Raw genomic sequence first — 12,808 nt, forward strand, 5'->3', positions numbered from 1 at the left:
TTTGCTATATTTGCGCCCCTGATAGACAGGAGTGTTTCGCTATGACATCCCGACGAGACTGGCAGTTACAGCAACTGGGCATTACGCAGTGGTCATTGCGTCGTCCCGGCGCACTGCAGGGCGAGATCGCGATTTCAATTCCTGCGCACGTCCGTTTGGTGATGGTTGCTGCACAATTACCCGCACTAACTGAACCGTTGATGAGCGATATTTTACGCGCATTAACCGTCAGCCCGGATCAGGTTTTACAACTGACGCCTGACCGTGTCGCCATGCTGCCGCAGGGCAGTCGCTGTAATAGCTGGCGGCTGGGAACCGAAGAGCCGCTGCTGCTGGAGGGCGCTCAGGTCGAGAGTCCTGCGTTTAATGAATTACGGGAAAACCCCGCGGCCCGCGCCGCGTTATGGCAACAAATCTGCGCATATGAACACGATTTCTTCCCTCGAACCGACTGATTTACCTGCAGCATTTCAGATTGAAAAACGCGCCCACGCTTTTCCGTGGAGTGAAAAAACATTTGCCAGCAACCAGGGCGATCGCTACCTCAATTTTCAGTTGAGGGTTGACGACGTAATGGCCGCCTTTGCGATTACACAGGTCGTGCTGGATGAAGCTACGCTGTTCAATATTGCCGTCGATCCTGACTTTCAGCGCCGGGGCCTGGGGCGTGAGCTACTGGAATACCTGATCGATGAGCTGGAAAAGCGTGGCATTTTGACACTGTGGCTTGAAGTGCGCGCCTCAAATGCTGCCGCTATCGCGCTGTACGAAAGCCTGGGCTTTAACGAGGCGACGATCCGGCGCAATTACTATCCGACGGCCGATGGTCATGAAGACGCCATTATAATGGCATTGCCAATCAGCATGTAAGACAAGGTGTAATGATGAAGAAGTGGGACTGGATTTTCTTTGATGCCGACGAAACGCTGTTTACGTTTGACTCGTTTACCGGCTTACAGCGGATGTTTCTCGACTATAGCATTACCTTTACCGCTGAAGATTTTCAGGACTACCAGGCCGTAAATAAACCGCTGTGGGTGGATTATCAAAACGGTGCGATAACCTCATTACAACTCCAGCACGCTCGTTTTCAGAGCTGGGCTGAACGCCTGAAGGTTGAGCCAGGCCAGCTTAATGACGCCTTTATCAATGCGATGGCGGAGATTTGCTCGCCGTTGCCAGGGGCGGTTTCTCTGCTCAATGCGATTCGTGATAAAACAAAAATCGGTATTATTACTAACGGCTTTACGGCGTTGCAGCAAATCCGCCTTGAGCGGACGGGGCTGCGCGACTATTTCGACCTGCTGGTGATTTCTGAGCAGGTTGGCGTGGCAAAACCCGATCCCCGTATTTTTGACCATGCGCTGGAGCAGGCGGGCAATCCTGAGCGTTCTCGCGTACTGATGGTGGGCGACACCGCAGAGTCCGATATTCTTGGCGGCATTAACGCCGGGCTATCCACCTGCTGGCTAAATACGCACCACCGCGAGCAGCCAGCGGGCATTCAGCCGACCTGGACCGTGGCGTCATTAAGTGAACTGGAGCGGCTCCTGTGTAAACACTGATTGCCTCCCCCCCGTTGATGGGTAAAATAGCCGCAATTTTTCGTATTCAACTTGCACGGCCTGTTGCCGTGCTTACCTAAGAAGATTTGACTATGACGTTGTCTCCTTATTTGCAAGAGGTGGCCAAACGCCGCACTTTTGCCATTATTTCTCACCCGGATGCCGGTAAAACGACAATTACTGAAAAGGTACTGTTATTCGGACAGGCGATTCAGACCGCCGGTACGGTAAAAGGCCGTGGCTCCAGCCAGCATGCGAAATCTGACTGGATGGAAATGGAAAAACAGCGTGGTATCTCCATTACCACCTCTGTGATGCAGTTTCCATATCATGACTGCCTGGTAAACCTGCTGGACACCCCAGGGCACGAAGACTTCTCTGAAGATACATACCGTACTCTGACGGCGGTGGACTGCTGCCTGATGGTCATCGACGCCGCAAAAGGTGTTGAAGACCGGACCCGTAAGCTGATGGAAGTTACCCGTCTGCGTGATACCCCGATCCTGACCTTTATGAACAAACTCGACCGTGACATCCGCGATCCGATGGAGCTGCTGGATGAAGTCGAGAATGAACTGAAAATCGGCTGTGCGCCGATCACCTGGCCGATTGGCTGCGGTAAGTTGTTCAAAGGCGTCTATCACCTATATAAAGACGAAACTTACCTGTACCAGACGGGTAAAGGGCACACCATTCAGGAAGTGCGCATTGTTAAAGGTCTGAACAACCCGGAACTCGATGCCGCCGTGGGGGAAGACCTGGCGCAGCAGCTGCGCGACGAGCTGGAGCTGGTGCAGGGCGCGTCTAACGAGTTCGACCATGAGCTGTTCCTCGCGGGCGAAATCACCCCGGTATTCTTCGGTACCGCGCTCGGTAACTTCGGCGTTGATCATATGCTGGATGGCTTAGTGGAGTGGGCGCCTGCGCCGATGCCGCGTAAAACCGACACCCGCGTCGTTGAAGCCTCAGAAGAAAAGTTCACCGGCTTCGTGTTTAAAATTCAGGCCAACATGGACCCGAAACACCGTGACCGCGTGGCGTTTATGCGCGTGGTGTCCGGCAAGTACGAGAAAGGTATGAAAATGCGCCAGGTGCGCATTGGTAAAGACGTGGTTATCTCCGATGCGCTGACTTTTATGGCCGGTGACCGTTCTCACGTGGAAGAAGCGTATCCGGGCGATATTCTGGGTCTGCACAACCATGGCACTATCCAGATTGGCGATACCTTTACCCAAGGCGAAATGATGAAGTTCACCGGTATTCCGAACTTCGCGCCGGAGCTGTTCCGTCGCATTCGTCTGAAGGATCCGTTGAAGCAGAAACAGCTGCTGAAAGGGCTGGTTCAGCTGTCCGAAGAGGGCGCAGTGCAGGTTTTCCGTCCGATCGCTAATAACGATCTGATCGTGGGCGCTGTTGGTGTGCTGCAGTTCGACGTGGTGGTTTCACGCCTGAAGAGCGAATACAACGTTGAAGCGATTTATGAGTCGGTCAACGTAGCGACAGCACGCTGGGTAGAGTGTTCTGACGTCAAGAAATTCGAAGAATTCAAGCGTAAAAACGAAATTCAGCTGGCGCTGGATGGCGGCGATAACCTCACTTATATCGCGCCGACCATGGTTAACCTGAATCTCACCCAGGAACGTTACCCTGACGTTCAGTTCCGCAAAACGCGCGAACACTAATCGACCTTCAGGGCACGGTATCCGCCGTGCCCTACAACTTTTCCTGTCTTTTAAATCCCTTGCGGAATGTTCTTAAAACCTCTCGTTTTTCTTTTGTTTGCACGTTTTTTAGTCAATCTGGACTGCGATCACGAAATCCTGAACTATATTTAACAATGTGATGACATAAATGTCGGCGTTAAATGCTTTTTAGGCTGCCTGTTGCAGCTTCTATTGCTGATATTTATTCCACTTACAAGATTAGTTGCTGGCTCAAGCCGTTTACGGCAGAGCGCAGCTTTTAGCAAACATACAGGAATACATCGATGACAATGACAGGACTTAAGATTTCTAAAACGCTGCTGGCCGTGATGCTGACCTCCGCTGTTGCAACGGGTTCTGCTTATGCAGAAAACTCCACGACGGATAAAACGCAATCCGGCGTCGAAAGTGCGGGGCAGAAAGTCGATAGCTCCATGAACAAAGTCGGTAATTTCATGGATGACAGCACCATCACTGCGAAAGTAAAAGCCGCGCTGGTGGATCACGATAGCATTAAGAGCACCGACATTTCCGTTAAAACCGACCAGAAGGTGGTGACGCTAAGCGGGTTTGTTGAAAGCCAGGCACAGGCCGAAGAGGCCGTTAAAGTCGCCAAAGGCGTTGAGGGTGTGACCTCCGTTAGCGACAAACTGCACGTACGTGATAGCAAAGACACTTCTGTAAAAGGCTATGCGGGCGATACGGCAATCACCAGTGAGGTAAAAGCCAAGCTGCTGGCCGATGATATTGTCCCTTCCCGCAAAGTGAAAGTTGAAACCACCGATGGCGTGGTACAGCTTTCAGGAACCGTTGAATCACAGGCTCAAAGCGATCGCGCTGAGAGCATCGCCAAAGCGATTGATGGCGTGAAAAGCGTCAAAAACGATCTTAAAACTCACTAATTAGACTTAATTCGTCCTCCCGACGTTTGTCGGGAGGCGTGTTGTGCACCACACTGAAAATATCGCCGATGGGCAGCCTGAGTGCTCATATCAAGCGGTGACATTAACTATGGTAAAGGAGAAGCGCATGTTTCGATGGGGCATCATATTTCTGGTTATCGCGTTAATTGCCGCTGCACTGGGTTTTGGTGGACTGGCGGGTACCGCTGCTGGCGCAGCGAAAATTGTTTTTGTGGTGGGGATCATTCTGTTTCTGGTCAGCCTGTTTACAGGTCGTAAACGGCCCTAGCGACATCCCCTTTATTCTTCAAGTTAAAGGTGCGCTGGCTACGCGTGCTCGCCCGTATCACTTACCAGAGTAAGCAGATCGGGATTCACGCCCTTGCCGCCTTCTTGTGACTCGAATTATTTTGGGGATTAACCGTAAAGATAACTTGCTACTAAGCCAGTCCACCGGACTGGCTTTTACGGTTTTAGCATCAGGCAATTTGCGTTACTTTGTTGTTCTATTACAAAAACAACAGGAAGGCAGAGGTGGGGCAGAGAATACCCGTCACGCTCGGTAATATTGCGCCGTTATCGTTACGTCCGTTTCAACCAGGCAGTATGGCGCTGGTGTGTGAGGGCGGCGGACAAAGAGGCATCTTCACCGCTGGCGTACTGGATGAATTCATGCGCGCGCAGTTCAACCCTTTTGATCTCTTCTACGGGACATCCGCTGGCGCGCAAAACCTTTCAGCCTATCTTTGTAACCAGCCGGGTTACGGCCGTAAAGTCATCATGCGTTACACTACCCGACGTGAATTTTTTGACCCGGTGCGCTTTGTGCGCGGGGGAAATTTAATCGATCTCGATTGGCTGGTGGATTCGACCGCGTCCCAGATCCCGCTGGCGATGGATAACGCCGAGCGCCTGTTTGCCGCAGGGAAATCGTTTTATATGTGCGCCTGTCGGGGCGATGACTACACGCCAGGCTATTTTTCGCCGAACCGGCAAAACTGGCTCGATCTTATTCGTGCCTCCAGCGCGATTCCAGGGTTCTACCGCGCAGGGGTTGCGCTGGATGGTGTGAATTATCTCGATGGGGGAGTCAGCGACGCCATTCCCGTGCAGGAAGCGGCGAAGCAGGGGGCAAAAACGCTGGTGGTTATCCGCACCGTGCCTTCGCAAATGTATTACACCCCGCAGTGGTTCAAGCGTATGGAACGCTGGCTGGGCGAAAGCAGCCTGCAACCGCTGCTGAATCTGGTCCAGCACCATGAAGCCAGCTATCGCGCGATTCAGAGTTTTATTGAGAAACCGCCGGGCAAGCTGCGTATCTTTGAGATCTACCCGCCCAAACCGCTCCATAGCATGGCATTAGGAAGCCGTATTCCGGCGCTGCGGGAAGATTACAAGACCGGACGCCTGTGTGGTCGTTACTTCCTGGCAACCGTCGGCAAGCTGCTGGCGAAAAATGCGCCGCTGCCTCGTCAGACGCCGAAGATTGTGGTGCCGGGACCGGTCGTGGTTCCACCTGCGCCGGTGGCTAACGACGCTCACGCCCCCGTGGTGACCAATGCGCCTCAGGCTAACGACACGACGTTTAATAATGAGGATTTGGCGTGAGTTATCGTTTTATTGATACGCATTGTCACTTTGATTTTCCGCCGTTTACGGGCGATGAATCTGCCAGTATTCAGGGCGCGGCTGACGTCGGCGTGCAAAGCATTATCGTTCCGGCCACCCAGGCGGCAAATTTTTCCCGTGTACTGGCGTTAGCGGAAAATTACCCTCCATTGTTTGCCGCCCTGGGGCTGCACCCCATTGTTATTGAACAACATAGCGATGACTGTCTGGAGCAGTTGCAGCAGGCGCTGGATAAGCGCCCGCAAAAGCTGGTGGCGGTAGGCGAGATTGGGCTGGATCTTTATCGGGACGATCCGCAATTCGATAAGCAAGAGCGGCTGCTGGAAGCGCAGCTTAAGCTGGCGAAGCGTTACGAACTGCCGGTGATCCTGCATTCGCGGCGCACTCATGACAAGCTGGCGATGTACCTGAAACGCCATGCTTTACCGCGAACCGGCGTGGTGCATGGATTTTCCGGGAGCGTGCAGCAGGCCGAACGTTTTGTGCAACTGGGCTACAAAATTGGCGTGGGCGGCACCATTACCTATCCGCGCGCTAGTAAAACCCGCGAGGTAATGGCGCAACTGCCGCTGGACTCACTGCTGCTGGAAACTGACGCGCCGGATATGCCGCTCAACGGCTTTCAGGGACAGCCCAATCGCCCGGAGCAGGTGGTCAGAGTCTTTAATGTCCTCTGCGAGCTGCGCCTGGAACCTGCGGATGTTATCGCTGATGCGCTGTATCGCAATACGACGGCGTTATTTGATTTTTAATTGCCGGACGACGGATACGTCGCATCCGGCAATTACAGGTACAGCGCCGGGAAGATCAAATTATCCACTCCGCGCTCGCGCAATCCTTGCGCCAGTTGCTCCACATCCTCAGGCGTGGCGCTCGGCCAGTCCTTCGCTTCGCCGTACACCCCGTGCGCATGAAAGGCATTTAGCCGCACCGGAACATCACCTGAACGTTTGATAAACGCCGCCAGCGCATCGATATGCTGTAGATAATCCACGTGGTCAGGAATAACCAGCAGGCGCAGTTCCGCAAGTTTTCCCTGCCCAGACAAAAAGGTAATGCTTTGTTTAATCAGCGTGTTATCGCGGCCAGTCAACTGTCGATGACACGCGCTATCCCAGGCTTTTAAATCGAGCATTACGCCGTCGCATACCGGCAGTAGTTTTTGCCAGCCGGTTTCGCTCAGCATGCCGTTGCTGTCTACCATGCAGGTCAGGTGTTGCAACTGCGGATCGGTTTTGATCGCGTTAAACAGCGCCACGATAAACGGCAACTGGGTGGTCGCTTCGCCGCCGCTGACCGTAATTCCTTCAATAAACAGCACCGCCTTGCGAATATGCTGCAGCACTTCATCAACGCTCAGGGTTTGCGCCATCGGCGTGGCCTGCTGTGGGCACATGTGCAGGCAGGTATCGCACTGCTGACATACGTCGGATTGCCATCTCACTTTCCCCGCACTCAGGCTCAGCGCTTCATGCGGGCAATGCAGGACACATTCCCCGCAGTCGTTGCAGCGTCCCATCGTCCACGGATTGTGGCAATTTTTACAGCGCAGGTTACATCCTTGCAGAAACAGAGCCAGGCGACTGCCCGGCCCGTCGACGCAGGAGAAAGGAATGATCTTACTTACTGAAGCGCATCTGCTGTTCATGGCTAATCACGCGAGGTTGTCGTTCCAGAATGCGCGTATTGCGCGCGGCTTCTTCGCCCAGCCAGGTGGTGTTGGTGCGTGAACCTTCGGCGCGATATTTTTCCAGATCCGACAGGCGTACCATATAGCCGGTGACGCGGACCAGATCGTTACCACTCACGTTGGCAGTAAACTCACGCATCCCAGCTTTAAACGCCCCGAGGCACAATTGCACCAGCGCCTGAGGATTGCGCTTGATGGTTTCATCCAGCGTGAGAATGTCGCTGATCCCAGCGTGATAATACGCATGATGCGGTGCGACGGTTTGCAGGTGAGTGATCGGATCCGGCTCATCGCCGTAGGGCAGACGCGCGCCCGGCGTGGTGCCGATGTCAGAACTGATCCCTGACTGTGCGTGCAGCATTGCGCGCTGCTTCCAGCCAAATTTCACCGGGGTACTTTCTACAAACTCCGCCAGTTGGGCGCTGATGCGATAGCCGAGCTGATTGGCGACCTCGTCTTTTCCGTAGCGAGCATTCTGCCCCGCCTTATCGCACAGCAGATTCACCGCCTCCGCCAGGCCATACATGCCGAACATAGGGACAAAACGTTCGGGATCAATCAACCCTTCCTGCACCAGGAAGCTATTCTCAAAGAAATGTGATTTTTCATAGAGGAATTCACATCGTGAATCAATGATGGCGATTTGCTGCTGGCAATAGTGCGGTAGGGTGCGCGTAAAGAAGTCATCGACAGAGGTGCTGCGCTCTGCGATGGCTTTCAGATTGAGCCTGACCAGCGTGCTTCCACCCCCGGCGAGCGGCAACGAGTTGTAACAGCTGACGACGCCATACTGACCTTTTGTGAAAATTTTATCATTTTCGGGGCCGTTGGAAATGTGCGGCTTACTGCACTCGCAGATATTTTTCGCCACGTTGAGCAGCAGGTCGTCAGGTGTAATTTGCGGATCATAAATGAACGTCAGATTAGGCGAAACCTGCTTTAACTCTGCGTCTGCGCGTAAAATTGCACGGGTGACAGGCGTATCAGCGGGGCCGATATTGGCATGCATAAATGCGTCTGGCAGGGTTCTGTCGAGATAACGCCAGAAACGTTTTATTCGAATATCGATCTCATCTTGTGTTAGAATTCTAACATACGGTTGCAACAGAACGTCGAGCTGGCCGAGATAGACCGGCATCGAGGTGACTGACGGAACGTGGTGATACAGGATGGTGAGTAAGGATAACGCGTCATCAAGATCCCTGGCTCCTTCCAGTTCCAGCCATGAGGAACCGTTGGCCAGAAAACGCGCGTAGTCGGGTAAAACATAGCGCGGTTTGAACGGGGCATGACCTTCATACATATCGCAGATCACCCCGTCATCCAGCGCCTGGCGAGCCTCAGCAGGTAGTTGCGGGTAAGGCAGCGCGTTTTCAGCCTCCAGCGCCAGGAAGTGGCGTTTCTGCTCAGGGCTGAGCACCGGACTGGTCACGATTTGTTGGCAACGCTGTTGCAGCGCGAGTTCGCTTGAAGTGGGCATCGTTGATTCCTTTTTATCCCGAAGGTGTAACGCCATTGTAGAAAGCAACGCCGCCACAACCTTTGATCCGGATGCGCCTGATGCCACCGCATCCCTTCTTGAAAGGTGATTTATTTGAAGTAGATCTCATTAGAGTAATGCAAATCTGTATGTGGTTTTCATTAACTGTGATGTATATCGAAGTGTAATAGCGAGCGGATGTTAGAATACTAACAAACTCGCAAGGTGAAATTTTATACGGCGATGCCGTTGGAGAATGTTATGACCGATTTAACAGCAAGCAGCCTGCGTGCACTGAAACTGATGGACCTGACCACCCTGAATGACGACGACACCAATGAAAAAGTGATCGCGCTGTGTCATCAGGCGAAGACCCCGGTAGGCAACACTGCCGCTATTTGCATCTATCCGCGTTTCATCCCTATCGCGCGTAAGACGCTGAAAGAGCAAGGCACTCCGGACATCCGTATTGCAACCGTGACCAACTTCCCGCACGGCAACGACGACATCGAGATTGCGCTGGCTGAAACCCGCGCGGCGATTGCCTACGGCGCAGATGAAGTTGACGTGGTGTTCCCTTACCGTGCCCTGATCGCCGGTAACGAGCAGGTTGGTTTTGATCTGGTTAAAGCATGTAAAGATGCGTGTGCGGCGGCAAACGTGCTGCTGAAAGTGATCATCGAAACCGGTGAGCTGAAAGAAGAGAGTCTTATCCGTAAAGCGTCTGAAATCTCCATCAAAGCGGGTGCTGATTTCATCAAAACCTCTACCGGTAAAGTGCCGGTAAATGCGACGCCGGAAAGCGCACGCATCATGATGGAAGTGATCCGCGACATGGGCGTTTCTAAAACTGTAGGTTTCAAACCGGCAGGCGGCGTGCGTACCGCAGAAGATGCACAGCAGTTCCTGGCGATTGCTGACGAACTGTTTGGCGCTGACTGGGCCGATTCCCGTCACTATCGTTTTGGCGCATCCAGCCTGCTGGCGAGCTTGCTGAAAGCGCTGGGTCACGGCGATGGTAAGAGCGCAAGCAGCTACTAATTACTCGTCATACTGCAAGCCGCAGGTGCGTTAGCTGCACTCCCTCACCCCAGTCACTTACTGTAGTAAGCGCCTGGGGATGAGCTTCCTTGCCGCTTCCTGCGACTCGAATTGTTTAGAGTAATCATTCATTGCAGTGGGTTTTCCGCTGCATTTAACCTGATTTATCGGGGGTTACCATGTTTCTCGCACAAGAAATTATTCGTAAAAAACGTGATGGTCATGCGCTGAGCGATGAAGAGATTCGCTTCTTTATCAATGGGATTCGCGACAACACCATCTCTGAAGGGCAAATCGCCGCCCTGGCGATGACCATTTTCTTCCACGATATGACAATGCCTGAGCGTGTTTCGCTGACCATGGCAATGCGTGATTCAGGAACCGTGCTGGACTGGAAAAGCCTGCAACTGAACGGCCCGATTGTGGATAAACACTCTACCGGCGGCGTGGGTGACGTAACGTCACTGATGTTAGGCCCGATGGTCGCTGCATGTGGCGGCTATATTCCGATGATCTCCGGACGTGGTCTGGGTCATACCGGCGGTACGCTCGATAAACTGGAAGCCATCCCAGGGTTTGACATCTTCCCGGACGATGCGCGTTTCCGTGAAATTATTAAAGACGTGGGTGTGGCGATTATTGGGCAAACCAGCTCGCTCGCACCGGCGGACAAACGTTTTTATGCCACCCGCGATATTACCGCGACGGTGGATTCCATCCCGCTGATTACCGGCTCTATCCTGGCGAAAAAGCTGGCGGAAGGACTGGATGCGCTGGTGATGGATGTGAAAGTAGGCAGCGGCGCCTTTATGCCGACCTATGAGCTTTCTGAAGCGCTTGCCGAAGCGATTGTCGGCGTGGCGAACGGAGCGGGTGTACGTACCACCGCGCTGTTAACCGATATGAACCAGGTACTGGCATCCAGCGCAGGTAACGCGGTAGAAGTCCGCGAAGCGGTGCAGTTCCTGACAGGTGAATACCGCAATCCACGTCTGTTAGACGTCACGATGGCGCTGTGCGTGGAAATGCTGATCTCCGGCAATCTGGCGAAAGACGATGCCGAAGCCCGTGCGAAATTGCAGGCGGTGCTGGATAACGGCAAAGCGGCAGAGATTTTTGGTCGCATGGTTGCGGCGCAGAAAGGCCCGACCGATTTCGTCGAAAATTATGCGAAGTACCTGCCGACGGCAATGCTCAGCAAAGCGGTATATGCTGATACCGAAGGTTTTGTCAGCGCTATGGATACCCGTGCGCTGGGAATGGCGGTTGTTTCCATGGGCGGCGGTCGTCGTCAGGCTTCGGACACCATTGATTACAGCGTTGGCTTTAGCGACATGGCGCGTCTGGGCGACAGCGTAGACGGACAGCGTCCGCTGGCGGTGATCCACGCCAAAGATGAAGCCAGCTGGCAGGAAGCGGCGAAAGCGGTCAAAGCGGCAATTAGCCTTGACGATAAAGCGCCAGAAATTACACCGACAGTCTATCGTCGTATTACCGAATAACTGTATACTGATCTGATCGCTTTTTTGCGGCGCAGATGTTGGAGAACAAGATGAAACGTGCATTTATTATGGTGCTGGACTCCTTTGGTATTGGTGCGACTGAAGATGCGGATCGCTTTGGCGACGTAGGCTCAGACACTATGGGACACATTGCAGAAGCCTGTGCGAAAGGCGAAGCTGACAAGGGTCGCAAAGGTCCACTGAATCTGCCTAACCTGACCCGTCTGGGCCTGGTGAAAGCTCACGAAGGTTCTACCGGTAAAATTGCTGCTGGTATGGACGGTAACTCGGAAGTGATTGGTGCCTACGCCTGGGCGCATGAACTCTCTTCCGGGAAAGACACGCCGTCTGGCCACTGGGAAATCGCGGGTGTTCCGGTTCTGTTTGACTGGGGTTATTTCTCCGATCATGACAACAGCTTCCCGCAGGAACTGCTGGATAAACTGGTCAAACGTGCCAACCTGCCGGGCTACCTCGGCAACTGCCACTCTTCCGGTACCGTGATCCTGGATCAACTGGGTGAAGAGCATATGAAAACCGGCAAGCCGATTTTCTATACTTCCGCAGACTCCGTGTTCCAGATTGCCTGTCACGAAGAGACTTTTGGCCTGGATAAACTCTACGAACTGTGTGAAATCGCTCGTGAAGAACTGACCGAAGGTGGTTACAACATCGGTCGTGTTATCGCGCGTCCGTTTATCGGTGATAAAGCGGGTAATTTCCAGCGTACCGGTAACCGTCACGATCTGGCCGTTGAGCCGCCAGCACCGACCGTGCTGCAGAAACTGGTCGACGAGAAAGACGGTCACGTGGTTTCCGTCGGTAAAATCGCGGATATCTACGCTAACTGCGGCATCACCAAAAAAGTGAAAGCTACCGGCCTGGACGCGCTGTTCGACGCCACCATCAAAGAGATGAAAGAAGCGGGTGATAAGACCATTGTCTTCACTAACTTCGTTGATTTCGACTCTTCCTGGGGACATCGTCGCGATATCGCTGGTTACGCTGCAGGTCTGGAACTGTTCGACCGCCGTTTACCTGAACTGATGGAACTGGTGGGTGAAGATGACATTCTGATCCTGACTGCTGACCACGGCTGTGACCCGAGCTGGACCGGCACTGACCACACCCGTGAGCACATTCCGGTGCTGGTTTACGGCCCGAAAGTGAAACCAGGTTCTTTAGGTCACCGTGAAACTTTCGCGGATATTGGCCAGACGCTGGCGAGCTACTTTGGTACATCGCCGATGGACTACGGTAAAAACATGCTGTGATACCCGTTGTCTTTCGCGCTGT

13 protein-coding genes are annotated in these 12,808 nt (G+C 53.4%); 11 read left to right on the plus strand and 2 right to left on the minus strand.

The window, feature by feature from the left end:
* Positions 1 to 41 precede the first annotated feature (41 nt).
* The 8 genes from holD (at position 42) to ABIE10_RS14390 (ending at position 6,551) form a co-directional block, all read left to right on the plus strand.
* Positions 42 to 455, plus strand: coding sequence for a DNA polymerase III subunit psi (holD, locus tag ABIE10_RS14355; RefSeq protein WP_003837254.1), 414 nt, complete (start codon positions 42 to 44; stop codon positions 453 to 455).
* Positions 424 to 870 (plus strand): ribosomal protein S18-alanine N-acetyltransferase, encoded by a 447-nt coding sequence (gene rimI / locus ABIE10_RS14360; RefSeq protein ID WP_005123887.1) that lies wholly within the window; start codon positions 424 to 426, stop codon positions 868 to 870. Before holD ends, rimI begins: the two co-directional genes overlap by 32 nt.
* A gap of 14 nt (positions 871 to 884) precedes the next feature.
* A complete protein-coding gene (gene yjjG, locus ABIE10_RS14365; RefSeq protein WP_016151600.1) occupies positions 885 to 1,565 on the plus strand; it encodes a pyrimidine 5'-nucleotidase in 681 nt (226 codons plus the stop codon).
* 92 nt (positions 1,566 to 1,657) lie between these two features.
* Positions 1,658 to 3,247: a peptide chain release factor 3 gene (prfC, locus tag ABIE10_RS14370; protein ID WP_016151601.1), complete on the plus strand. Its 1,590-nt coding sequence runs from the start codon at positions 1,658 to 1,660 to the stop codon at positions 3,245 to 3,247.
* A 305-nt stretch (positions 3,248 to 3,552) separates the two neighbouring features.
* Positions 3,553 to 4,170 (plus strand): molecular chaperone OsmY, encoded by a 618-nt coding sequence (gene osmY, locus ABIE10_RS14375; RefSeq protein WP_016151602.1) that lies wholly within the window; start codon positions 3,553 to 3,555, stop codon positions 4,168 to 4,170.
* 127 nt (positions 4,171 to 4,297) lie between these two features.
* Positions 4,298 to 4,459: a DUF1328 domain-containing protein gene (locus ABIE10_RS14380; protein WP_003019081.1), complete on the plus strand. Its 162-nt coding sequence runs from the start codon at positions 4,298 to 4,300 to the stop codon at positions 4,457 to 4,459.
* Between the two features lie 245 nt (positions 4,460 to 4,704).
* Positions 4,705 to 5,778, plus strand: a complete 1,074-nt coding sequence (locus ABIE10_RS14385) for a patatin-like phospholipase family protein (RefSeq protein ID WP_429156108.1) — start codon at positions 4,705 to 4,707, stop codon at positions 5,776 to 5,778.
* Positions 5,775 to 6,551, plus strand: a complete 777-nt coding sequence (locus ABIE10_RS14390) for a metal-dependent hydrolase (RefSeq protein WP_216403933.1) — start codon at positions 5,775 to 5,777, stop codon at positions 6,549 to 6,551. Before ABIE10_RS14385 ends, ABIE10_RS14390 begins: the two co-directional genes overlap by 4 nt.
* Positions 6,552 to 6,583: 32 nt before the next feature.
* On the opposite strand, the gene ABIE10_RS14395 is transcribed toward ABIE10_RS14390, so the two are convergent.
* Both ABIE10_RS14395 and ABIE10_RS14400 read right to left on the minus strand, forming a co-directional pair.
* Positions 6,584 to 7,447: a YjjW family glycine radical enzyme activase gene (locus ABIE10_RS14395; protein WP_103766857.1), complete on the minus strand. Its 864-nt coding sequence runs from the start codon at positions 7,445 to 7,447 to the stop codon at positions 6,584 to 6,586.
* Complete coding sequence (locus ABIE10_RS14400; RefSeq protein WP_095715613.1) at positions 7,419 to 8,969, minus strand: YjjI family glycine radical enzyme; 1,551 nt, start codon at positions 8,967 to 8,969, stop codon at positions 7,419 to 7,421. Before ABIE10_RS14400 ends, ABIE10_RS14395 begins: the two co-directional genes overlap by 29 nt.
* A gap of 261 nt (positions 8,970 to 9,230) precedes the next feature.
* Between ABIE10_RS14400 and deoC the strand changes: the two genes are divergently transcribed.
* The 3 genes from deoC (at position 9,231) to deoB (ending at position 12,786) form a co-directional block, all read left to right on the plus strand.
* Complete coding sequence (gene deoC, locus ABIE10_RS14405; protein ID WP_016155634.1) at positions 9,231 to 10,010, plus strand: deoxyribose-phosphate aldolase; 780 nt, start codon at positions 9,231 to 9,233, stop codon at positions 10,008 to 10,010.
* Positions 10,011 to 10,189: 179 nt separating this feature from the next.
* A complete protein-coding gene (gene deoA / locus ABIE10_RS14410) occupies positions 10,190 to 11,512 on the plus strand; it encodes a thymidine phosphorylase (protein ID WP_016151609.1) in 1,323 nt (440 codons plus the stop codon).
* 50 nt (positions 11,513 to 11,562) lie between these two features.
* Positions 11,563 to 12,786 carry a phosphopentomutase gene (deoB, locus tag ABIE10_RS14415; RefSeq protein WP_047500118.1) on the plus strand — a complete coding sequence of 408 codons (1,224 nt, stop codon included), beginning with the start codon at positions 11,563 to 11,565 and terminating at the stop codon, positions 12,784 to 12,786.
* Positions 12,787 to 12,808: the final 22 nt, after the last annotated feature.

It is taken from the genome of Citrobacter sp. 506, assembly GCF_050434985.1.
GTDB classification, from domain to species: domain Bacteria; phylum Pseudomonadota; class Gammaproteobacteria; order Enterobacterales; family Enterobacteriaceae; genus Citrobacter; species Citrobacter braakii.

What these genes read in the sequence shown, in the direction of transcription:
- yjjG (WP_016151600.1), top strand. Translation starts at nt 885, where the DNA reads ATGAAGAAGTGGGACTGGATTTTCTTTGATGCCGACGAAACGCTGTTT.
- holD (WP_003837254.1), top strand. Translation starts at nt 42, where the DNA reads ATGACATCCCGACGAGACTGGCAGTTACAGCAACTGGGCATTACGCAG.
- deoA (WP_016151609.1), top strand. Translation starts at nt 10,190, where the DNA reads ATGTTTCTCGCACAAGAAATTATTCGTAAAAAACGTGATGGTCATGCG.
- rimI (WP_005123887.1), top strand. Translation starts at nt 424, where the DNA reads ATGAACACGATTTCTTCCCTCGAACCGACTGATTTACCTGCAGCATTT.
- ABIE10_RS14380 (WP_003019081.1), top strand. Translation starts at nt 4,298, where the DNA reads ATGTTTCGATGGGGCATCATATTTCTGGTTATCGCGTTAATTGCCGCT.
- osmY (WP_016151602.1), top strand. Translation starts at nt 3,553, where the DNA reads ATGACAATGACAGGACTTAAGATTTCTAAAACGCTGCTGGCCGTGATG.
- prfC (WP_016151601.1), top strand. Translation starts at nt 1,658, where the DNA reads ATGACGTTGTCTCCTTATTTGCAAGAGGTGGCCAAACGCCGCACTTTT.
- deoC (WP_016155634.1), top strand. Translation starts at nt 9,231, where the DNA reads ATGACCGATTTAACAGCAAGCAGCCTGCGTGCACTGAAACTGATGGAC.
- deoB (WP_047500118.1), top strand. Translation starts at nt 11,563, where the DNA reads ATGAAACGTGCATTTATTATGGTGCTGGACTCCTTTGGTATTGGTGCG.
- ABIE10_RS14395 (WP_103766857.1), bottom strand. Translation starts at nt 7,447, where the DNA reads ATGAACAGCAGATGCGCTTCAGTAAGTAAGATCATTCCTTTCTCCTGC.
- ABIE10_RS14400 (WP_095715613.1), bottom strand. Translation starts at nt 8,969, where the DNA reads ATGCCCACTTCAAGCGAACTCGCGCTGCAACAGCGTTGCCAACAAATC.